Consider the following 21890-nt stretch of genomic DNA (forward strand, 5'->3'; position numbering starts at 1 on the left):
GTGGGAGGGGCAAGCCCCTCCCGCACTTTTGACCCAGTGGTATCAGGCTATTCAGCCGTGGATGGTTTTTCCCAAAGGTTAATCCCGCCTTCCTGCGCAAACCGGTCGATCTCTGCCAACTCCTCGGCAGTGAAGCTCAAGTTCTTCAACGCACCGACGTTCTCGATAATCTGCTCCGGCCGGCTCGCGCCGATCAGCGCACTGGTTACCCGTGGGTCGCGCAGGGTCCAGGCCAACGCCAGTTGCGCCAGGCTCTGGCCACGGCGCTGGGCAATTTCATTCAGCGCACGCACATGGGCGATGTTGGCTTCGGACAGATGCCCGGCCTGCAAAGAACCGCCACCCGGGCGATTGACCCGCGCGTCAGCGGGCACGCCGTTGAGGTATTTGTCGGTCAACAACCCCTGGGCCAGCGGCGTGAAAGCGATCACCCCGGCACCGAGTTCTTCGGTGGTGTCCAGCAGGTCTTTTTCCACCCAGCGGTTGAGCAGGTTGTAGGCCGGTTGGTGGATCAGCAACGGCACTTTCCACTCTTTGAGCAGCGCCGCCATTTCACGGGTTTTTACACCGGAATACGAAGAGATACCGATGTACAACGCCTTGCCCTGTTGCACCGCAGTGGCAAGGGCACTGGCGGTTTCTTCCAGGGGCGTGTCGGCGTCAAAACGGTGGGAGTAGAAAATATCCACATAGTCGACGCCCATTCGCTGCAGGCTCTGGTCGAGGCTGGCCAATACGTATTTGCGCGAGCCACCGCCCTGGCCATAAGGGCCTGGCCACATGTCCCAACCGGCTTTGCTGGAGATGATCAATTCATCGCGGTAGTGCTTGAAGTCTTCGCGCAGCAGCCGGCCGAAATTGATCTCGGCGCTGCCATAGGGCGGGCCATAGTTGTTGGCCAGGTCGAAGTGGTTGATCCCCAGGTCGAAGGCGGTGCGCAGCAGGGCGCGCTGGGTGTCGATCGGGGTGCTGTCGCCAAAGTTGTGCCACAGCCCCAGGGACAGTGCGGGTAGCACCAGTCCACTGCGGCCTACGCGGCGATACGGGATAGATTCATAGCGGTTTTCGGCTGCAATGTACGTCATCGAATCCTCTCTGGGCTTGGGGCAAACAAGGCCCGGGAATAACGTTATTCCCGAGCCTTTTAAGCCGCTGAATCGCTTAAGTCTGCCTCATCCTTTTACAGCAAAGCGCTACAAGAGAGGAACGGTTTGACGCACATCCACAGGCCGTTTTCAGCGCACCAAGTGCAGGAACTGCAGGTGCCGCTCGTACTGATCGAGGATGTCGTTAATGATCTGTTCCTTGGTATAGCCGACCAGGTCGTAGTCCTGGCTGCCCTCGCTCAGGTGCACTTCCGCGCGGTAATAGCGGCGGTTGTTGATCTCTTTGGAACCCATGCCGCCACGGGCGAACGACGGTGTGAAATAGCCGCGCATCTGCACCTGGTAGATGAACGGGTGCTCCTCGCCATGGCCGATTTCCAGGCTGACGCTGTCGTTGGCCGGGTCCGGCTGAGCGACCACGCTCAGGCCCTTTTCGACGAACACAGCGGTCACTTCTTCAATTGCCGGGCGTACCGTCGAGTCAAGGAAGCGATACACCTCGTCGCGCGACGGGAAGTGCACTGCCTGGCTCAAGCGCTGGCGCCAGCCGCCCCTGCCTTTACGCGAGGCCGAGATCGGCGCCAGCGAATGCAATTGTGCAATCTGCTTTTGCGACTCGAGATAGAAGGCTTTGTGCAGGCCCCACATCATCAACAGCAGGATCAGCGAGAACGGCAACGAAGTCAGCACCACCGCCGATTTCAACGAGTCGATACTGCCGGCAAACAGCAAGGCACTGGTGACCAGCGCGGTCATTGCGCCCCAGAACACGCGCAGCCATTTCGGCCCGTCTTCATCGGCGTTGCCGCCCTTGGACGACAAGGTCGACAGCACAACGGTGCCCGAGTCCGCCGAGGTGACGAAGAATACGAAGCTGATAAACACCGTCACCGCAATGACGGTTTTGCTCCACGGGTAGGTTTCCAGCAGCAGGTAGAGGCTCATCGACGGATCATCGATGGCCGACTGACCGAGCGCCGCCATGCCGTGGTTGAGTACCTGGTCGATGGCGCTGTTGCCGAAGATCGACATCCACGCCAGGGTGAAACCCAGCGGGATCAGGAGTACGCCGAACACGAATTCACGGATGGTACGGCCACGGGAAATGCGTGCGATAAACAGGCCCACGAACGGCGACCATGCGATCCACCAGGCCCAATAGAACACCGTCCAACCGCCCAGCCAGTCGCTGGGTTTGTCGTAGGCGTACACGTCGAAGCTCTTGGTCGGCAAGGCGCCAAGGTAGTCGCCGATGTTCTGGATCAGGGTATTGAGCAAGTGCTGGGTAGGCCCGGCGAACAACACGAACAGCAGCAGCGCGCAGGCCAGCAGCATGTTGATATCGGACATCACCCGCACGCCCTTGTCGACGCCGGCCACCGCGACCAGGATCGCCGCGCCCATCATCAGGGTGATCAGGCCGACCTGGATCCATTGGGTGTGGGCGATGCCGAAGAGGTAGTCCAGACCCGAGTTGAGGTGCAACACACCAAAGCCCATGTCGGCGCCCAGGCCGAATACCGTGGCAATGATGCCGAAGCCATCCACCGCATAACCAATGGGGCCGTTGATGCGCTTGCCGATCAGCGGGTACAGCGCCGAGCGCAACGCCAGCGGCAGGTTATGCCGGTAGGCGAAATACGCCAGGGCCATGCCGACGAACGCAAACACGCCCCAGCCGTGCAGGCCCCAGTGCAGAAACAGCACCTGCATGGCCTGGCGCGCGGCGTCAGCGTTCATTGGCGCGCCCTGGGGCGGTTGCACCAGGTGCGTCAGCGGCTCGGACACGCAGAAGAAAAACAGCGTGATGCTGATGCCGGCGGCGAACAGCATGCCGGCCCAGGACAAGTAACTGAATTCGGGCTCGTCGTGGTCGGCACCGAGTTTTATCTTGCCGTAGCCCGATAACGCGGTGACCACCACGAAGACCAGATACAGGGTCATCGCCAGCATGTAGTACCAGCCGACCGTATTGGCCGCCCAGTTTTGCGCCGCCAGCAACCAGGCACCGGCCTGTTGCGGGATAGCGATGACCGTGATGCCGAACAGCAAAATGAAGGTAGCGGCAAAGTAGAAAACCGGCGCATTCATGCGCACCATGCCGCTGGCTGGGGTGGACGATGCACTCATGAACGATGCACCCCGAGGGTTGGGAATGTGGCTGTAAAAAACGGACTCAGCAAAGGTAAGCCTCCTGTTGTGAGCGGGCAGCGAACCACCGGGTTTAACTTGAACAAGCGTTCAAGTTAAACATGAAAAGGCGGTCTGGGACTAATCGCAGGGCTGAGCGGCAGATACTTCCTACACCAGCTCAAGGTTTGGTATGACGGGTGGCGGGAGCCAATCGTTCAGCGATTGCAGGGAGAAATCCGGTAAAAATCTGGAATGCAATCAAAAGTGGTAGGGGGCTTGCCCCTCCCACAGGGGATTCATGCCGGTTCTTTACTTCTGCGCGCCATCGTCATGCTGCAAGTTCGCCTGCGTGATGTTCGCCTCGGCCGGTACGCTGCGGGTCAGCCACACATTGCCGCCAATGGTCGAGCCCTTGCCGATGGTGATGCGCCCCAGGATCGTCGCCCCGGCATAGATCACCACGTCATCCTCGACGATAGGGTGGCGCGGATGACCTTTCTGCAATTGCCCATCCTCGTCCGCCGGGAAGCGTTTGGCGCCCAATGTCACGGCCTGGTAGATACGCACCCGCTCGCCGATGATCGCGGTCTCGCCGATCACCACGCCCGTGCCGTGGTCGATGAAGAAGCTCGGGCCGATCTGCGCGCCGGGGTGGATATCGATGCCGGTGGCCGAGTGGGCGATTTCCGCGATGATCCGCGCCAGCAGCGGCAAGCCGGCGCGGTACAGGTGGTGGGCCAGGCGATGGTGAATCACCGCCAGGATCCCCGGGTAGCACAGCAGCACTTCATCCACGCTACGCGCAGCGGGGTCGCCGTGGTACGCGGCCAGCACATCGGTGTCCAGCAGGCTGCGCAACGAAGGCAAGGCCAGCGCGAAATCCTGGATCAGGCGAATGGCATGGGCATCGAGCCGGCTGTCATCCTGGCCACCCTGGCGCGCGGCATAACGCAGCTCCAGGCGCGCCTGGGCGAGCAAGGCGTTGAGTGCCACGTCGAGGGTGTGACCGACGTAAAAGTCTTCGCTCTCTTCGCGTAAATCCGCCGGCCCCAGGCGCATCGGGAACAGCGCCCCGCACAGCGCTTCAAGGATCTGCGCCACCGCCTCGCGCGAAGGCAATTCGCGGCCACCATGCTCGCCGCTCAACCGGCCGTTGCGCGTTCGCCATTGGTCGCGGGCGCCGCGCAGTTGGCTGACGATGGTCTGTAATTGCCAATGGCTGGAACGCTCACTCACGGTATTCACTCCTGACGTAATGGCCGTCACTTTACGGTATCCAACCGGGCCGCCCTTAAGAACCAATGGTGCGATGCTAAGAACTATTGGACATAAGCGATTGACGGTTGCCCGATGAAAAGTGCCTGCCTATAGTCGCTTCATCCCTTCAGCAACCGTGCGTAGCCATGATCAAGCAACAGCTCGACCGCTTTAACCGTCTGGACCTGTTGGGCGGCGTCACTGCCCTGGAAAAACTCGAACGGCTGTCGACCTGGCTGGGCCGGGACATCTACGTCAAGCGCGATGACACCACGCCACTGGCCATGGGCGGCAACAAACTGCGCAAACTCGAATACCTGGCGGCCGACGCCATCGCCCAGGGCGCCGATACCTTGGTGACCGCCGGCGCCATCCAGTCCAACCACGTACGCCAAACCGCCGCGCTGGCCGCCAGGCTCGGCCTGGGCTGCGCCGCCCTGCTGGAAAACCCTACCGCTACCGAAGACCCCAACTACCTCGGCAATGGCAACCGCCTGCTGCTGGAACTGTTCGACGCCAAGGTCGAACTGGTAGAGAACCTCGACAACGTCGACGACCAGCTCAATGCCCTCGCCGACCGCCTGCGCAGCAACGGCAAGAAGCCGTACCTGGTGCCCATCGGCGGCTCCAATGCGCTCGGCGCCCTGGGTTACGTGCGCGCGGGCCTGGAACTGGCCGCACAGATCGAAGACAGCGGCCTGGAATTCGCTGCCGTGGTGTTGGCCTCCGGCAGCGCCGGCACCCACAGCGGCCTGGCATTGGCGTTGAGCGAAGCGCTGCCGAACCTGCCGGTGGTGGGCATCACCGTGTCGCGCACCGACGAAGCCCAGCGCCCGAAAGTGCAGGGCCTGGCCGAGCGCACGGCCGAGTTGCTCGGCGTGGGCATCCCCGACGCGTTCAAGGTGATTCTGTGGGACGAATACTTCGGGCCCCGCTACGGCGAGCCGAATGCCGGCACCCTGGCCGCGATCAAACTTTTGGCCAGCCAGGAAGGTCTGCTGTTGGACCCGGTCTATACGGGCAAGGCCATGGCCGGTCTGCTCGATGGCATCGGGCGTCAGCGGTTTGAAGACGGGCCGATCATTTTCCTGCACACCGGCGGGGCGCCGGCGTTGTTTGCGTACAACTCAGTTTTCAACTGAATAAACGCGGGCTGAATGTGGGAGGGGGCAAGCCCCCTCCCACATTAGACCCAACACATATTCAGAAATGGAATATGAATTAAGATTTATATTATTTTCAAGTCTTAAAAACCGCCTTTATCATCGCGCCGAAGGCCAAGACGCGCTTCGCGCTTTAAGGCAGGATACGACCTACTGCGTCACCTGCTTCGCTCAACATAAAAAACACAGGGGCTCTCATGACTATTTCTGTATTGCGTCGCACGTTGCTGGTTGGCACTTTGGGTCTGGCGCTGGGCGCCGGTTGGCTGGGCCAAGCGGTTGCCGGCGAACAACTGGCCACTATCAAAAAGGCCGGCGAGATCAAGATTGGCCTGGAAGGCACCTACCCACCGTTCAGCTTCGTCGATGAAAGCGGCAAGCTCAGCGGTTTCGAAGTGGAGCTGTCCGAAGCCCTGGCCAAAGAGCTGGGTGTGAAGGTCAAGCTGCAGGCCACGCCATGGGACGGCATCCTCGCTGCCCTGGAGTCCAAGCGCCTGGACGCGGTGGTCAACCAAGTCACCATCTCTGAAGAGCGTAAGAAGAAGTACGACTTCTCCAAGCCCTATACCGTTTCCGGCATCCAGGCGCTGGTGCTGAAGAAAAACGTCGACACGATCAAGACTGCCAACGATCTGGCCGGCAAGAAAGTCGGCGTAGGCCTGGGCACCAACTATGAACAATGGCTCAAGGACAACCAACCCAAAGCCATCATCAAGACCTACAACGACGACCCGACCAAATTTCAGGACCTGCGCATCGGCCGCATTGACGCCATCCTGATCGACCGCCTGGCCGCCCTGGAATACGCCAAGAAAGCCCCAGACACGGCCGCCGCCGGCGACGCCTTCTCGCGTCAGGAATCCGGTATCGCCCTGCGCAAAGGCGAGCCTGAACTGCTGGACGCGGTGAACAAGGCCCTCGACAAGCTGCGCGCCGATGGCACCTTGAAGAAGCTCTCCGAGAAGTACTTCAACGCTGACGTCACTCAATAATGGAAGCAGGTTTCCAACTCGCGCTGGACTCCGCGCCCTTTTTGCTCAAGGGCGCGTATTACACGGTGATTCTTAGCCTTGGCGGGATGTTTTTCGGCTTGCTGCTGGGCTTCGGCCTGGCCTTGATGCGTCTGTCGCGCTTCAAGCTGCTGCGCTTGCCCGCCCGGGTCTACGTGTCGTTCTTTCGCGGCACGCCCTTGCTGGTACAGCTGTTTTTGATCTACTACGGCTTGCCGCAAGTGGGCATCGAGCTGGATCCGATTCCGGCTGCCATGATCGGTTTTTCGCTGAACATGGCCGCTTACGCCTGTGAAATCCTGCGGGCCGCCATCGCCTCCATCGAGCGTGGCCAGTGGGAAGCCGCGGCCAGTATCGGCATGACCCGCGCGCAGACCCTGCGCCGGGCCATCCTGCCGCAGGCCATGCGCACCGCCCTACCACCGTTGGGCAACAGCTTTATTTCGCTGGTCAAGGACACGGCGCTGGCCGCGACCATCCAGGTGCCCGAGCTGTTTCGCCAGGCGCAACTGGTGTCGGCGCGCACCTTCGAAATTTTCACCATGTATCTGTCCGCAGCCCTGATCTACTGGGTGCTGGCGAGCATCCTGGCGCATTTTCAAAATCGTCTGGAAGACCGGGTCAACCGGCATGACCTGGAGTCCTGAAGCATGATCGTGGTGGAAAAGCTGACCAAACAATTCAACGGTCAGGTGGTGCTCAACGGTATCGATCTTGAGGTCAAGGCAGGCGAAGTCGTCGCCATCATCGGCCCCAGCGGTTCCGGCAAGACCACCTTCCTGCGCTGCCTGAACTTCCTCGAAGAACCCACCAGCGGTCGCATCAAGGTGGGCGACATCCAGATCGACGGCAGCAAACCGCTCAACCAACAACAAAGCCTGGTGCGGCGCTTGCGCCAGCACGTGGGTTTTGTGTTCCAGAACTTCAACCTGTTCCCGCACCGCACCGCGCTGGAAAACGTCATCGAAGGGCCCACCGTGGTCAAGAAGATGCCACGCCAAGACGCTATCGCCCTGGGACGCAAGCTGCTGGCCAGGGTCGACCTGGCAGGCAAGGAAGACGCCTACCCACGGCGCCTGTCCGGCGGCCAGCAACAGCGTGTGGCGATTGCCCGGGCGCTGGCCATGGAGCCTGAGGTGATTCTGTTCGATGAGCCCACCTCGGCGCTGGACCCGGAGCTCGTCGGCGAAGTGCTGGCGACCATCCGCAGCCTGGCCGAAGAGAATCGCACCATGGTCATCGTCACCCACGAAATGAGCTTTGCCCGCGACGTGGCCAACCGGGTGATCTTTTTCGATAAGGGCGTGATCGTCGAACAGGGCGATGCCAAGGCGTTGTTCGCCAACCCCAGGGAAGAACGCACCCGACAGTTCCTGAGCAAATTCCTGGCTCACTGATACCGTTGCAACCAGGCAGCACACCGGCCTGTGACAAGGGAGCTTGCTCCCTTGTCACAGGGCCTACAGGCATGCGGCGAACCCTCAGGTAAAACACACCGCCAGCACCGTCTTAAAATCCCCCCTCCCAGTCAGACCCTTCTGAATCTTCTCCGACCCGCCGTTTAGCCCTTTGCCGCCATTGACGCCTTGCGGCAAACCCTCTTATCTAGCGCCCAGAGGATTGGATCCTATCCCGGCTACTCACTGAAATCGTTCCTTCCAGCTCCCGGCGCACCCGCGCCCACGGGCCGGAACGATTGCTGCTGGCTGCATCAAGGAGATGACTTATGACGCGCACTGCAACCGAGGCAATACTCACCGCCCCAATCCTGCCCCAAGCTAGTCGACAAGGCATCAACGCACTGGCGGCCGCACAGCTGCTGGTGGACATCGCCCCTTACCCCGGCATGGACGAAGGCGACCTGATCGAGCTGTTCTGGAACAACTGCTTCGCCGCCTCACGACGGGTGAGCGCGGGCAAGGTCGGCGCACCCACCCACCTGCGGGTTCCGCAAAGCTTTGTGCTGGACGGCCTGGCACAGGTTCGCTACCAGGTCATGCGGATCGGTCACGGCCCGTCGCGTTCGGCAGTGACCACGGTACGGGTCAAGACCAACTTCCCAGGCGGCCAGCCGATGGCGCTGTACAGCGATGAAAACCAGAACCTTGCACCGGTCGGCCTGCCCGAGACCATCCGCCGTTACGGCGTCAACGAGCGCCAGGCGCGGCGTGGAATCCCACTGACCATCGAGCCCTACCTGAACATGAGCAGCGGCGATGCCATCACCCTGCGCTGGGGCGATGTGCGCCTGGACCTGCCGCGGATCCAGGCGAAGACGGTGGGCCTGCCGGTGCAGGTCTGGGTGCCGTCGGCGGTGATTGTCGAAGGCGGGGACGACAGCCGCATCGAGGTCACGTACTGCATTCTGGATCGCGTCGGCAATAATTCACGCTGGGCGCCGGCACGCACGTTACGTATCGCCGCCTGCACCCCCCCCCACACCGCCAAGACGGCATTGACCTATCAACCACGGCCCCTCGGCTCGCCGTGCGAACCTGGGTAACGGCTCTTCTATGCATATTCCCAAAAGTTAGTTTATTTAAATATTTAACAAGCTTAGGGTATATGCACCGGACCACCGGACATCTCTGATTTTTCTGTTTTTATTTCATTGAATGCGAGGTCGGTATGGTCAGGATTACCCCGGTGCATAACGCCAGGGCATTACGTGCAGCCAAGGAGCGGCGCTGATGTCTAACTTGGCTCTAACACCCCCCCGGAATGATCTGGATATCGCGCCCCTGCTGTTGCCGGCCGCCGTGCTGCGCAACGATGCAGAGGCGCTCGACGCAGCCCATGCGCTGGCCCAGGCTGCACGTGTGCAGGCCGCCCAGCGCGACCAGCAACGCCAATTGCCGTGGGCGCAGGTCGAACAGTTCACCCGCAGCGGGCTGGGCAGTATTTCCATTCCCCGCGAGTACGGCGGCCCGCAAGTGTCTTTCGTGACCCTGGCCGAGGTGTTCGCGATCATCAGCGCGGCAGACCCGGCCCTCGGGCAGATCCCGCAGAACCATTTCGGCATCCTGCACCTGTTGCAGGGCGCAGCCACCGAGCGCCAGAAAAAGCAGCTGTTCCAGAGCGTGCTGGACGGCTGGCGCATCGGCAACGGCGGCCCCGAGCGCGGCACCAAAAACACCCTGGAACTCAAGGCGCGCATCACCGCCAAGGGCGACGGTCATGTGGTCAGCGGCCAGAAGTTCTACTCCACCGGCGCACTGTTTGCCCATTGGGTGGCGATCAAGGCGCTGAACGATGACGGCCGGCAGGTCATGGCCTTTGTACGCCGTGGCACCCCAGGGCTGCGCATCGTGGATGACTGGTCCGGCTTCGGCCAACGCACCACCGCCAGCGGCACCGTAATGTTGGACCAGGTGCCGGTGAGCGCCGAACTGGTGGTCGACAACTGGCGCATCGGCCAAAGCCCGAACATCCAGGGCGCGGTGTCCCAATTGATCCAGGCCGCCATCGACGCAGGTATCGCCCGTGGCGCCCTCGACGACACCCTCGCCTTCGTGCGTGAACGCTCGCGCCCATGGGTCGACGCCAAGGTCGAACGCGCCAGCGATGACCTGTATGTGATCGCCGACATCGGCAAGCTGACCATCGAACTGCACGCCGCCCAAGCGCTGCTGCGCAAGGCCGGTCAGGTACTGGACCAGGTCAGCGCCGCGCCGATCACCGCGCAGTCGGCCGCCCGCGCGTCCATCGCCGTGGCCGAGGCCAAGGTGCTCACCACCGAGGTCTCGTTGCTGGTCAGCGAAAAGCTCTTCGAACTGGCCGGCAGCCGCGCCACCCTCGCCGAATTCAACCTCGACCGTCACTGGCGCAATGCGCGGGTACACACGCTGCACGACCCGGTGCGCTGGAAGTATCACGCGATCGGCGCCTATCGGTTGAACGGCACGTTGCCGGCTCGCCACTCCTGGATCTGACCGACCAGAACACTTTTCCACGAGATTCTGGAGAACACCTATGACTTTCTCTGCAAACGTCGCGGTTATCACCAGCGACGAACAAGCCCTTATTGTCGCCAGCGATCTCGCCGAAGACCTGCGCCGCGACAGCGCCCAGCGCGACCGCGAACGCCGCCTGCCCTGGCCGGAGCTAGATGCGTTTTCCCGCTCCGGCCTGTGGGGCATCAGCGTGCCAAAACAACACGGCGGCGCCGGCGTGTCCAACGTCACGCTGGCCAAGGTCATCGCGCTGATCGCCCAGGCCGACGCCTCGTTGGGGCAGATCCCGCAAAACCATTTCTATGCCCTAGAAGTGCTGCGCGTGAACGGCAGCCCGGCGCAGCAACAGCGCCTGTACGCCGAGGTACTCGCCGGCCGGCGCTTTGGCAATGCCCTTGCGGAACTGGGCACCAAGACCGCTCACGACCGCGTCACGCGCATCACCCGCGACGGCGACGGCTTTCGCATCACCGGTCGCAAGTTCTATTCAACCGGGGCGATCTACGCGCAACGCATTCCGACCTCGGTGGTGGATGAACACGGCGTGCAGCAACTGGCCTTTGTGCCCCGCGACAGTACCGGCCTGGAAGTGATCGACGACTGGAGCGGCTTCGGCCAGCGCACCACCGGCAGCGGCTCGGTGGTGTTCGACAACGTGTGGGTCGCCGCCCACGACGTGATCCCCTTCCAGAGCGCCTTTGAACGCCCGACCACCGTCGGGCCGCTGGCGCAGATCCTCCATGCCGCCATCGACACCGGTATCGCCCGCGCCGCGTTTGAAGATGCGCTGCACTTTGTGCGCACCAAAACCCGCCCGTGGATCGATGCCGGCAGCGACAAGGCCACCGAAGATCCGCTGACGCTCAAGAGCTTCGGCCACCTGAGCATTCGCCTGCACGCCGCCGAAGCCTTGCTGGAGCGCGCCGGTGAGTTTGTTGACCAGGCCCAAGCCGACAGCAACGCCCACACCGTCGCCGCCGCCTCGGTTGCCGTGGCCGAAGCCCGCGCCTTGAGCACCGAGATTTCCCTGGCCGCCGGCAGCACTCTGTTCGAACTCGCCGGCAGCCAGGCGACCCTGGCCGAGCACGGCCTGGACCGCCACTGGCGCAACGCCCGCGTACACACCCTGCACGACCCGGTGCGCTGGAAATACCACGCGGTGGGCAATTACTACCTCAACGATGAAAACCCGCCGCTGCGGGGGACGATCTGATGGCAAAGAAAAAGATCCTGCTCAATGCCTTCAACATGAACTGCATCGGGCACATCAACCACGGTATGTGGACCCACCCACGGGACACCTCCACCCAGTACAAAACCATCGAGTACTGGACCGAACTGGCGCAAATCCTTGAGCGCGGGTTGTTCGATGGCTTGTTCATCGCCGATATCGTCGGCGTGTACGACGTCTATCAGAACGCCATCGACGTGCCGCTCAAGGAGTCGATCCAACTGCCGGTCAACGACCCGTTGCTGCTGGTTTCGGCCATGGCCGCCGTCACCCGAAACCTCGGTTTCGGCCTCACCGCCAACCTCACCTACGAGCCGCCGTACCTGTTCGCCCGGCGCATGTCCACGCTGGATCATCTGAGCCGTGGCCGGGTGGGCTGGAACATCGTCACCGGCTACCTCGACAGCGCGGCCAAGGCCATGGGCCTTACCGAGCAGGTCGAGCATGACCGGCGCTACGATCAGGCCGATGAGTACCTGCAGGTGTTGTACAAACTCTGGGAAGGCAGCTGGGAAGACGACGCCGTCATCAACGACCCGGCGCAACGGGTCTACGCGCAGCCGGGCAAGGTGCACAAGGTGCAGCATCACGGCGAGTTCTATCAGGTGCAGGGTTATCACCTGTGCGAGCCGTCGCCGCAGCGTACGCCGGTGTTGTTTCAGGCCGGCAGTTCGGAGCGCGGTTTGCTGTTCGCCGGGCGGCATGCCGAGTGCGTGTTCATCAGCGGGCAGAACAAGGCCGCGACCAAAGTGCAGGTGGACAAGGTGCGCGCCAGCGCGGTCGAGGCCGGGCGCAACCGGGACGACATCAAGGTGTTCATGGGCCTTAACGTCATCGTCGCCGCCACCGAGGCACTGGCCTGGGCCAAGCACGCCGAGTACCTGAGCTACGCCAGTGCCGAAGCCGGGGTGGCGCATTTTTCCGCGTCCACCGCGATTGATTTTGCCCAATACGCGCTGGACGAACCGATCCAGTACGTCAAGAGCAATGCCATCCAGTCGGCCACCAAGAACCTGCAGAACAACGACTGGACCCGGCGCAAATTGCTCGACCAGCACGCCCTGGGCGGACGCTATATCACCCTGGTGGGCTCGCCCGAACAGGTGGCGGATGAGTTGGAGTCCTGGATCAGCGAAACCGGCCTGGATGGCTTCAACCTGACGCGCATCGTCACGCCGGAAAGCTACGTGGACTTTATCGACCTGGTGGTGCCGGAGTTGCAGCGGCGAGGGTCGTACAAGACCGAATATGCGCAGGGAACGCTGCGCGAAAAAGTCTTCCACGGCACGGCGCGACTACCCGAACAACACACCGGCTCCACCTACCGACACTGATCGAAAAATGTGGGAGCAAGCCCCCTCCCACACTGGAACTGCATTGTTTGTCCTAATACCTCATGACTGGAAACCCACTATGAAAAAGACATACCTCAATAACCCAGTCAAAGCACTGGCCCTGGCCTTCGGCCTGCTCAGCTCGGCCGTGTTCGCCGCCGACGCGCCGCTCAAGGTCGGTACCACCGCCGCCTTCGCGATTCCGCTGGAGGCCGCCGTAGAAGAAGCCGGCAAGCAAGGCCTCAAGGTCGAGTTGGTGGAATTCACCGACTGGATCGCACCCAACGTCAGCCTCGCGGCCGGCGATATCGACGTGAACTATTTCCAGCACATACCCTTCCTGGAAAACGCCAAGGCCGCCGCCGGGTTTGATCTGGTGCCGTACGCGCCGGGCATCATCAACAACGTCGGGCTGTATTCCAAGCAGTACAAAAGCTTCAACGACCTGCCCGAAGGCGCCAGCGTGGCCATCGCCAACGACCCGATCAACAGCGGTCGCGGCCTGCAACTGCTGGCCAAGGCGGGGCTGATCACGCTCAAGCCGGGCGTGGGCTACAAAGCCACCGAAGAAGACATCGTGGCCAACCCGAAAAAGATCAAGATCCTGCAAGTGGAAGCCGTGCAACTGGTGCGCGCTTATGACGACGCCGACCTGGTGCAGGGCTACCCAGCGTATATCCGCCTGTCCAAGACCTTCGACGCGGAATCGGCGCTGCTGTTCGACGGCCTCGACCACCCGGAGTACGTGATCCAGTTCGTGATCCAGCCCAAGAGCAAAACCGACCCGCGCGTGATCAAGTTCGTCGACATCTACCAGCATTCGCCGGTGGTACGCGCAGCGCTGGATAAATCCCTGGGCAAGCTCTACCAGGTCGGTTGGGAAGCTAAAAAATGAGCGCCGCCAACGCCCAATTGCGCGACCTGGGCACAGCGCCCAGGGACGCCGAACAGACTGAACTGCACCCGGACCTGAACCGCGCCCATGTGCGCTTTATCAACCTGGGCAAGACCTATGACGGCCAGGTGCATGCCCTGCAAGGCATCGACCTGGCGATCCAGCGCGGCGAGGTGTTCGGCATCATCGGCCGCAGCGGCGCCGGCAAGTCCTCGCTGATCCGCACCATCAACCGCCTGGAGCAACCCAGCAGCGGGCGGGTGCTGATCGATCAGGTGGACATCGGCGACTTCGACGAAGACCACCTGGTGGCGCTGCGTCGGCGTATCGGCATGATCTTCCAGCACTTCAACCTGATGTCGGCCAAGACGGTATGGCAGAACGTCGAACTGCCGCTCAAGGTCGCCGGCGTACCCAAGCCCCAGCGCGAGCAAAAAGTGCGCGAGCTGTTGGAGCTGGTGGGCTTGCAGGACAAACACACGGCTTACCCGGCGCAGCTGTCCGGCGGGCAAAAACAGCGGGTGGGCATCGCCCGCGCGCTGGTGCACGACCCTGAGATTCTGCTGTGCGACGAAGCCACCTCGGCGCTGGACCCGGAAACCACCCAGTCGATTCTCGACCTGCTGCGCGAGATCAACCGGCGCCTGGGCCTGACCATCGTGCTGATCACCCACGAGATGGCGGTGATCCGCGACATCTGCGACCGCGTGGTGGTGCTGGAGCACGGGCGCATCGTCGAGCAAGGCCCGGTGTGGGAAGTGTTCGGCAACCCCCGACATGAAGTCAGTAAAACCCTGCTGGCACCACTGCAACACGGGCTGCCGCAAGAGCTGCAAAGCCGGTTGCACGCCGCTGCGCCGTCGCCTGACGCGGCCGTGGTGTTGCGCTTGCAGCTCACCGGCAGCAGCCGCGATGAGCCGGACCTGGCCGCGCTGTTCAGCGCCCTCGGCGGGCGCGTGCGTTTACTGCAAGGCGGCGTGGAACGTATCCAGGGGCATGCACTGGGGCAGTTGCTGCTGGCGGTGAGTGGCTCGAGTCACACCGCCGGCGAGCTGCGCACACGCGCCGCGAACTGGGCACAACAGGTGGAGGTGCTGGGCTATGTGGTTTGATCGTTTGGTACAGGGCGCCATCGACACCTTGTTGATGGTCGGTGTGTCGTCGTTGATCGCGTTGCTGGTGGGGATTCCACTGGCGGTGTTCCTGGTCACCAGCGACAAGGGCGGCATCTACCAGGCACCGGCGTTGAACCGCGTGCTGGGCGCGTTCGTCAATCTGTTCCGCTCCATCCCGTTCTTGATCCTGATGGTGGCGCTGATCCCGTTCACCCGCCTGATCGTCGGCACCACCTATGGCGTGTGGGCGGCGGTTGTACCGCTGACCATCGCCGCTACGCCGTTTTTCGCGCGCATTGCCGAGGTGAGCCTGCGCGAGGTCGACCACGGCCTGATCGAAGCCGCGCAGGCCATGGGTTGCCGGCGCTGGCACATCATCTGGCATGTGTTGCTGCCTGAAGCGCTGCCGGGGATTGTCGGCGGGTTCACCATCACGTTGGTGACCATGATCAACTCCTCGGCCATGGCCGGGGCAATTGGCGCCGGTGGCTTGGGCGACATTGCCTATCGCTATGGCTATCAGCGCTTTGATACGCAGATCATGCTCACGGTGATCGTGCTGCTGGTGGCGCTGGTGGCGGTGATTCAACTGGGCGGTGATCGCCTGGCGCGGGTGCTGAACAAGCGCTGAGCCCCGAGGGTTGCCACGCAACCGGCGCGGGGCAAGCCTGCTCAAGGTATAGTCGGGCCATCTCCGTATTCGGTATTGCCCGTCATGACCCTCAAGCCCGATGACCTCCACCAGATCACCTCCACCACCCTTGGCCACTACAACAAAGTGGCCGAGGACTTTCGCGAAGGCACACGCGATCACGATGTGAGCCAGAACATCGATGCGCTGCTGCGGCATCTCCAGGGCACGCCGCCGTTTACCGTGCTGGATTTCGGCTGCGGGCCGGGGCGGGACCTGCAGACCTTCACGCGCATGGGCCACATCGCCGTGGCCTGGACGGCTCCGAGCGCTTTGCGCAGATGGCGCGCGAAGACAGCGGTTGCGAGGTTTACCAGCAAGATTTCCTGAAGCTGGAGTTGCCGGCCGAACGCTTCGACGGGATCTTCGCCAACGCGGTGCTGTTCCATATTCCCAAGCAGGAACTGCCGCGTGTGCTCCAGCAACTGCATGGCGCGTTGAAGCCTGGCGGCGTGCTGTTCAGCTCCAACCCACGGGGTGATAACAGCGAAGGCTGGAATGGGCCGCGGTATGGCTCTTACCACGATCTTGCGGCGTGGCAGGCGCTGCTGACAACGGCCGGGTTTGTGGAGCTGGAGCACTACTATCGGCCCGCCGGGTTACCGCGCGAGCAGCAGCCGTGGTTGGCCAGCGTGTGGCGCAAACCCTAGAGACAATGCATTCCAAATGTGGGAGGGGGCTTGCCCCCGATAGCGGTGGGTCAGCCAACCTTGTTCCAACTGACACACCGCTATGGGGAGCAAGCCCCCTCCCACCCGTTGATCTCACTTGGCCTGTGATTCCTGCTTGGGCTCACGGATCTTGTACCAGGCCACATACAGCGCCGGCAAAAACAGCAGCGTCAGCAAGGTGGCGATGATAATCCCGCCGATCATCGCGTAGGCCATCGGCCCCCAGAACACTTCACGCGCGATGGGGATCATGCCCAGGCTCGCCGCAGCGGCGGTGAGCAGGATCGGCCGGCGCCGGTGCTCGGTCGCCTCCACCACCGCATCCCACGGCGTATAGCCCGCCACCTCATACTCATGGATCTGCGTCACCAGAATCACCGAGTTGCGGATGATGATGCCGATCAGCGCGAGAATGCCCAGGATCGCCACGAAACCCATGGGCGTGCCCGTGGGGATCAGCGCCAGCACCACGCCAATCAGCCCCAGCGGCGCAACACTCGCCACCAGGAACATCTTCTGCACACTGTGCAGTTGGATCATCAGGAAGGTCGCCATCAGGAACAGCATCAACGGCACCACGCTGGCAATCGGGCCCTGGGCCTTGCCGCTTTCTTCCACGGTGCCGCCGGTAGCGACTTTGTAGCCCACCGGCAAGCCCGCGCTGAACGTGTCGATATCCGGCTGGAGTTGCTTCACCAAGTCCGTCGGCTGCATGTCATCGCGCACCGACGCCTTGATGGTGATGGTCGGCTTGCGGTCGCGACGCCACACCAGCGGCTGCTCCAATTCGTAACGCACGGTGGCGAAGGCCAGCAGCGGGATCGAGGCGCCGTTGGGCGTGACGATCTGCAGGTTCTGCAAGGTTTCCGGGGTGCCACGCTCGGCGTCTTCGGCGCGGCCAACCACGTTGATCAGGTAGATATCGTCGTGTACCTGGGTCACCGAGGCGCCGCTGACCACGCTGTTCATCAACTGCGCCACATCTTCCGACGACAGCCCCAGTTGCCGCGCCTTGTCCTGGGCGATGTCGATGCGCAGCACTTTGCCCGGCTCGTTCCAGTCGTAGATGATCTCGCCCAGGTGGGTGTTTTTATCCAGCATGGTCGCCAGTTCGATGGCGTGCTTGCGCACCTGGTCGGTGTCTTTGCCGGACACGCGGTACTGGATCGGCCGCCCCACCGGCGGGCCCATTTCCAATGGCTGCACAAAGCTGCCGATGCCCACGAAGTCATCGCGCAGGCGTTTTTGCAGGCGCGCAATCAAGGCGCCGCGTTCTTCCAGGCCCTTACTCACGATGACCAGTTGCGCGTAGTAGGGGTTTTCCAGTTGCTGGTCGAGGGGCAGGTAGAAACGGATCGCGCCCTGGCCGATGTAAGTGCTCCAACGGGAGATATCCGGGTCGTCCTTGATGATCGCTTCCAGACGGTCGACGGCCTTGCGCGTCTCGTTGATCGAGGCGTTTTGCGGCAGGTTGAGGTCGACGAGGATTTCCGGGCGGTCCGACGACGGGAAGAATTGGTTCTGCACAAATTGCATCGAGAACACCGACGCCGCAAACAGCCCCACGGTGATGCCGATCGCCCACCAGCGGTTGCGCATGGCCCACAGCATGCCGCCATTGAAGGCCCGGCCAATGCGCCCCGGCTCGGCGTTGTGCGGCTTCACGTTGGCGCTGAGGATATGCACGCCGATCACCGGCGCAAACAGCACGGCCACCACCCACGACACCAGCATCGCCACGGCAATCACCGCGAACAGGGTAAAGGTGTACTCGCCCGCCGAACTCGCATTGAGGCCAATCGGCACAAACCCGGCGACGGTCACCAGGGTGCCGGTGAGCATCGGGAACGCCGTCGAGGTGTAGGCGTAAGTGGCCGCCTGCTCCTTGGTTTCGCCTTTTTCCAGGCGTGTGATCATCATCTCCACGGTGATCATCGCGTCGTCCACCAACAGGCCGAGGGCGATGATCAACGCGCCCAGCGACACCCGCTGCATGGTGATGCCGCTGTACTCCATGAACACGAACACCAGCGCCAGCACCAGCGGAATCGAGCAGGCCACCACCAGCCCGGCACGCATGCCCAGGCTGATAAAACTCACCACCAGCACGATGATCACCGCTTCGAACAAGGCACTGGTAAAGCCGCCGACGGCCTCTTCCACCACTTCGGCCTGGTCGGACACCTTATGCACACCGACGCCCACCGGCAGGTCGGCGGTCAACTCATCCATGCGCGTATGCAGGGCCTTGCCGAACGACTGGATGTTGCCGCCCTTCTGCATCGCAATCGCCAGGCCGATCGCCGGTTTGCCATTGAAACGGAACATCGGCCGCGCCGGGTCGACGTAGCCACGGCTGATCTCGGCGATGTCCGCCAAGCGATAGAAGCGGTCGTTGAGGCGCAGATTGACGTTGGCCAGGTCCTTCTCCGAGGCGAATTGCCCCGACGTGCGCACGGAAATCCGCTCCGGCCCGGCCTCGATCACCCCGGCGGGCGTCACCGCGTTCTGCGATTGCAGGCTCTGCACCACCTGGCGCTGGTCCACACCCAGCGCCGCGAGTTTGCGCGTGGAGAAGTTCAGGTAAATCACTTCGTCCTGCTGGCCGATCATCTCGACCTTGCCCAGCCCCGGCACCGAACGGATCTCGGCGCGCACCTGCTCCACGTAGTCGCGCAGTTGGCGCATCGACAGGCCATCACCGGTAAACGCGTAGACCGAGCCGAATACGTCACCGAACTCATCGTTGAACGACGGCCCCTGCAGCCCTTGGGGGAAGCTGCCGCGAATGTCGTCGATCTTTTTGCGCACCTGGTACCAGGTCTCCGGAATGGCCTTGGCGCTGGTGGTGTCCTTGAGGAACACGAATACGGTGGACTCGCCCGGCCGGGTGTAGCTTTTCACATAGTCGAGGGCGTCCAGCTCTTCGAGTTTTTTCTCGATGCGGTCGGTGACCTGCTTGAGGGTTTCTTCCTGGGTCGCGCCCGGCCAGCGGGTCTGGATCACCATGGTCTTGATGGTGAACGACGGGTCTTCTTCACGCCCCAGGTTCATGTAGGAGAACACGCCCATCAGCAGCGCGACGAACATCAGGTACCACACGAAGGACTGATGCTTGAGGGCCCAGTCGGATAAGTTGAAGCTCCCTTTCATCGCGGGCTGTCCTCGTCGATTTTGACTTTCTGCCCGGGTTTCAGGCTGTTCACGCCGGCGGTGACCACCCGCTCGCCGGGTTTGACGCCGGCGTTGAGCAAGGCATTGCCGGCGTCACGGCTGACCACGCTGACATCACGCGGTTGCACGGTCTGGCTCTGCGTATCGAGAATCCAGATGCGGGTCTTGCCGTCGATTTCCTGCAAGGCACTCCGGGGCACCTCAAGGCGCGGCGCGATCGCACTGCTCAAGGTCACGCTGATCGCCGTGCCCAGGCGAAACGCGGCGGGCGTCTCGCTCAGGCTCAAGCGCGCGCGACGGGTACGCGTGGCGCTCTGGGCCTGGGGTTCGATCTCGCGCACGACGGCGGTGGTGTTGACGCTGGGGTCCAGTTGCCCGGCGACCAGGAACACCACGTCCGGCGGCAAGCGTTCGGCGAGGCCGGCGGGCAGGTCGATCACCGCTTCCTTGATGTCCGGGCGGGCCAGAGTCACCACTTGCTGGCCGGCGCTGACCACTTGGCCGGCCTCGGCATTCCAGGCGGTGACGATGCCGGCGTGATCGGTGCGCAGTTCGGCGTAGTTGAGCTGGTCCTTGGCCTGGTTGACCGAAGCTTGGGCCTGGTCGAGGGTAGCGCGGGTGGTTTTCAGGTCGGTCTGGGCCACATCCAACTGGGCCTGGGCACCGACACCACGGTTAAACAATTCCTGCTGGCGCCGCGCGTTGGCCTGGGCATTGATGTACTGCGCCTGAACGCGGGCGAGGTCGCCCTGGGCGGCGCGCAACTGGTTCTGTTGGTCAGTGGGGTCGAGCACCGCAAGCAAGGCGCCCTTCTCCACTTCGGCGCCCACGTCCACGGCGCGACGGGCGATACGCCCCGGCACGCGAAAACCCAGGTTGCTTTCGTAGCGCGCCTGGATAGTGCCGGCAAAACGGCCGAGGGTTTCCTGGTCTTCGGCTTTCACTTCCATGGACAGCACGGGGCGCAGCGGTTCGGGCGGTGCTTCTGGCTTGGAGCAGGCCATCAGCAACAGGCTGGCGGCGAGTACAACCGTGAGGCGCTTCATGGCTGCGCTCCTGGCTGGGCGATCTCGACGATCATGCCGGGATGCAGCAATTGCCCACCGGCTACCACGACGTTTTCGCCGCCCTTGAGGCCGTCGCTGATGATCACCTTGCCGGTGAGGTAACGCGCCACCGTGACGTGATGCAGGTGCGCCTTGCCGTCGCCATCCACCAGCCACACGGCCGGTTCGCTGAGGTCCTTGGTCAAGGCCGACCACGGCAACTCGATACTGGCCTTGGCCGGGCCATTGGCGGTGGCGCTCACCACCGAACCCAACTCCATGCCTTTGGGCAGCGCTTGCAGGGCGATTTTCACTTGCACGGTGCCGGTATTGGCGGCCACGGCGGGCGTGACTTCACGGACTTTGCCCCGGGCCTGGATCGCGGGGTTATCCAGCAGGCTGACAGTGATCGGCGCGTCGGTCGGCGGCTCCACCAGCAGCGACTCGTAGACGTTGAACACCGCATCGCGTTCGCCATCGCGGGCCAGGCTGAAAATCGGCACCGTGGCCTGTACTACCTGGCCCACCTCCGCCTGGCGCGCAGTGATCACGCCCGGTGCATCGGCGATCAACGCGGTGTAGCTCAGTTGCTCGCGGGCATTGGCCAATTGAGCCTGGGCCGCCGCCAGCGCGCTTTGGCTGCTGCGCAGCGCGGCCTGGGCGGCATCGTATTCACTGCGGCTGGTGTAGCCCTTGGGCAGGAGTTTTTCCTGGCGCACAAAGGCGGCAGCCGTCTGTTTGACCCGCGCCTGCTCGGCCACGACCTGGGCCTGGGCGGAATCGACGTTGGTCTGCAAATCCTTGGGATCGAGCTTGGCCAGCACTTGTTTGGCGCTGACACGGTCGCCCACATCGACCATGCGCTGGATGATCTTGCCACCCACGCGAAACGACAGGTCGGTTTGCACGCGGGCCTGGATATCCCCGGTCAGCGTGACCGCCGCGGCAAAATCCGCCGGCTGCACGGTTTGCACAAATACCCGTGAATGGGCCTTGGGCTCGGCTTTTTCCTGGCCACAAGCACTCAGCAACACCACTAAGCCCAGGCCGACAATACAGATGGAGATACGACCGCCCATGCAGACTCCTTGTGCGCGATGCGATGTGCCAG

Annotated in this window: 17 protein-coding genes and 1 pseudogene; 12 read left to right on the forward strand and 6 right to left on the reverse strand. The window is 62.7% G+C overall.

Annotated elements, in window-relative coordinates; translation table 11 throughout:
* Window positions 1-47 precede the first annotated feature (47 nt).
* From mgrA to epsC, 3 genes are all read right to left on the reverse strand, one after another.
* On the reverse strand, window positions 48-1085 hold the full coding sequence (gene mgrA, locus AB4O23_RS02860; protein WP_065876629.1) for an L-glyceraldehyde 3-phosphate reductase: 1038 nt from the start codon (window positions 1083-1085) through the stop codon (window positions 48-50).
* 150 nt (window positions 1086-1235) lie between these two features.
* Complete coding sequence (gene betT / locus AB4O23_RS02865; protein WP_175404166.1) at window positions 1236-3197, reverse strand: choline transporter BetT; 1962 nt, start codon at window positions 3195-3197, stop codon at window positions 1236-1238.
* A gap of 351 nt (window positions 3198-3548) precedes the next feature.
* Window positions 3549-4475, reverse strand: coding sequence for a serine O-acetyltransferase EpsC (epsC, locus tag AB4O23_RS02870; protein ID WP_017526062.1), 927 nt, complete (start codon window positions 4473-4475; stop codon window positions 3549-3551).
* Between the two features lie 167 nt (window positions 4476-4642).
* Between epsC and AB4O23_RS02875 the strand changes: the two genes are divergently transcribed.
* The 12 genes and pseudogenes from AB4O23_RS02875 to AB4O23_RS02930 all read left to right on the forward strand — a co-directional run bounded on the left by AB4O23_RS02875 (window position 4643) and on the right by AB4O23_RS02930 (window position 16538).
* A complete protein-coding gene (locus tag AB4O23_RS02875) occupies window positions 4643-5638 on the forward strand; it encodes a D-cysteine desulfhydrase (protein WP_065876628.1) in 996 nt (331 codons plus the stop codon).
* 218 nt (window positions 5639-5856) lie between these two features.
* A complete protein-coding gene (tcyJ, locus tag AB4O23_RS02880; protein ID WP_460062117.1) occupies window positions 5857-6651 on the forward strand; it encodes a cystine ABC transporter substrate-binding protein in 795 nt (264 codons plus the stop codon).
* Window positions 6651-7316, forward strand: a complete 666-nt coding sequence (tcyL, locus tag AB4O23_RS02885) for a cystine ABC transporter permease (RefSeq protein ID WP_017526065.1) — start codon at window positions 6651-6653, stop codon at window positions 7314-7316. The genes tcyJ and tcyL overlap by 1 nt, the downstream gene beginning before the upstream one ends.
* Window positions 7317-7319: 3 nt before the next feature.
* Window positions 7320-8066 carry an L-cystine ABC transporter ATP-binding protein TcyN gene (gene tcyN / locus AB4O23_RS02890; protein ID WP_460070153.1) on the forward strand — a complete coding sequence of 249 codons (747 nt, stop codon included), beginning with the start codon at window positions 7320-7322 and terminating at the stop codon, window positions 8064-8066.
* A 329-nt stretch (window positions 8067-8395) separates the two neighbouring features.
* Complete coding sequence (locus AB4O23_RS02895) at window positions 8396-9172, forward strand: hypothetical protein (RefSeq protein WP_068936896.1); 777 nt, start codon at window positions 8396-8398, stop codon at window positions 9170-9172.
* Between the two features lie 187 nt (window positions 9173-9359).
* A complete protein-coding gene (locus tag AB4O23_RS02900; RefSeq protein ID WP_217855615.1) occupies window positions 9360-10601 on the forward strand; it encodes an SfnB family sulfur acquisition oxidoreductase in 1242 nt (413 codons plus the stop codon).
* A 40-nt stretch (window positions 10602-10641) separates the two neighbouring features.
* Window positions 10642-11835, forward strand: a complete 1194-nt coding sequence (locus AB4O23_RS02905) for an SfnB family sulfur acquisition oxidoreductase (RefSeq protein WP_017526068.1) — start codon at window positions 10642-10644, stop codon at window positions 11833-11835.
* The gene (locus AB4O23_RS02910) at window positions 11835-13187 is read left to right on the forward strand and encodes an LLM class flavin-dependent oxidoreductase (RefSeq protein WP_460062122.1); all 1353 of its coding nucleotides are present in this window, start codon (window positions 11835-11837) and stop codon (window positions 13185-13187) included. The genes AB4O23_RS02905 and AB4O23_RS02910 overlap by 1 nt, the downstream gene beginning before the upstream one ends.
* Window positions 13188-13266: 79 nt before the next feature.
* A complete protein-coding gene (locus AB4O23_RS02915) occupies window positions 13267-14082 on the forward strand; it encodes a MetQ/NlpA family ABC transporter substrate-binding protein (protein ID WP_017526070.1) in 816 nt (271 codons plus the stop codon).
* Complete coding sequence (locus tag AB4O23_RS02920) at window positions 14079-15194, forward strand: methionine ABC transporter ATP-binding protein (protein WP_135196892.1); 1116 nt, start codon at window positions 14079-14081, stop codon at window positions 15192-15194. The genes AB4O23_RS02915 and AB4O23_RS02920 overlap by 4 nt, the downstream gene beginning before the upstream one ends.
* Window positions 15184-15828, forward strand: coding sequence for a methionine ABC transporter permease (locus AB4O23_RS02925; RefSeq protein WP_058424826.1), 645 nt, complete (start codon window positions 15184-15186; stop codon window positions 15826-15828). The genes AB4O23_RS02920 and AB4O23_RS02925 overlap by 11 nt, the downstream gene beginning before the upstream one ends.
* An 84-nt stretch (window positions 15829-15912) precedes the next feature.
* A pseudogene (locus AB4O23_RS02930) lies at window positions 15913-16538 on the forward strand (class I SAM-dependent methyltransferase).
* Window positions 16539-16652: 114 nt separating this feature from the next.
* Here the strand turns inward: AB4O23_RS02930 and AB4O23_RS02935 are convergent.
* The 3 genes from AB4O23_RS02935 to AB4O23_RS02945 are packed head-to-tail and all read right to left on the reverse strand — an operon-like array spanning window position 16653 to window position 21858.
* Window positions 16653-19712, reverse strand: coding sequence for an efflux RND transporter permease subunit (locus tag AB4O23_RS02935; RefSeq protein ID WP_017526074.1), 3060 nt, complete (start codon window positions 19710-19712; stop codon window positions 16653-16655).
* Entirely contained in the window at window positions 19709-20779 is a 1071-nt protein-coding gene (locus tag AB4O23_RS02940) for an efflux RND transporter periplasmic adaptor subunit (protein ID WP_017526075.1), read from the reverse strand. The genes AB4O23_RS02935 and AB4O23_RS02940 overlap by 4 nt, the downstream gene beginning before the upstream one ends.
* Complete coding sequence (locus AB4O23_RS02945) at window positions 20776-21858, reverse strand: efflux RND transporter periplasmic adaptor subunit (RefSeq protein WP_065876622.1); 1083 nt, start codon at window positions 21856-21858, stop codon at window positions 20776-20778. The genes AB4O23_RS02940 and AB4O23_RS02945 overlap by 4 nt, the downstream gene beginning before the upstream one ends.
* Window positions 21859-21890 lie beyond the last annotated feature (32 nt).

The sequence above is a fragment of the Pseudomonas sp. H2_A10 genome (genome assembly GCF_054680085.1).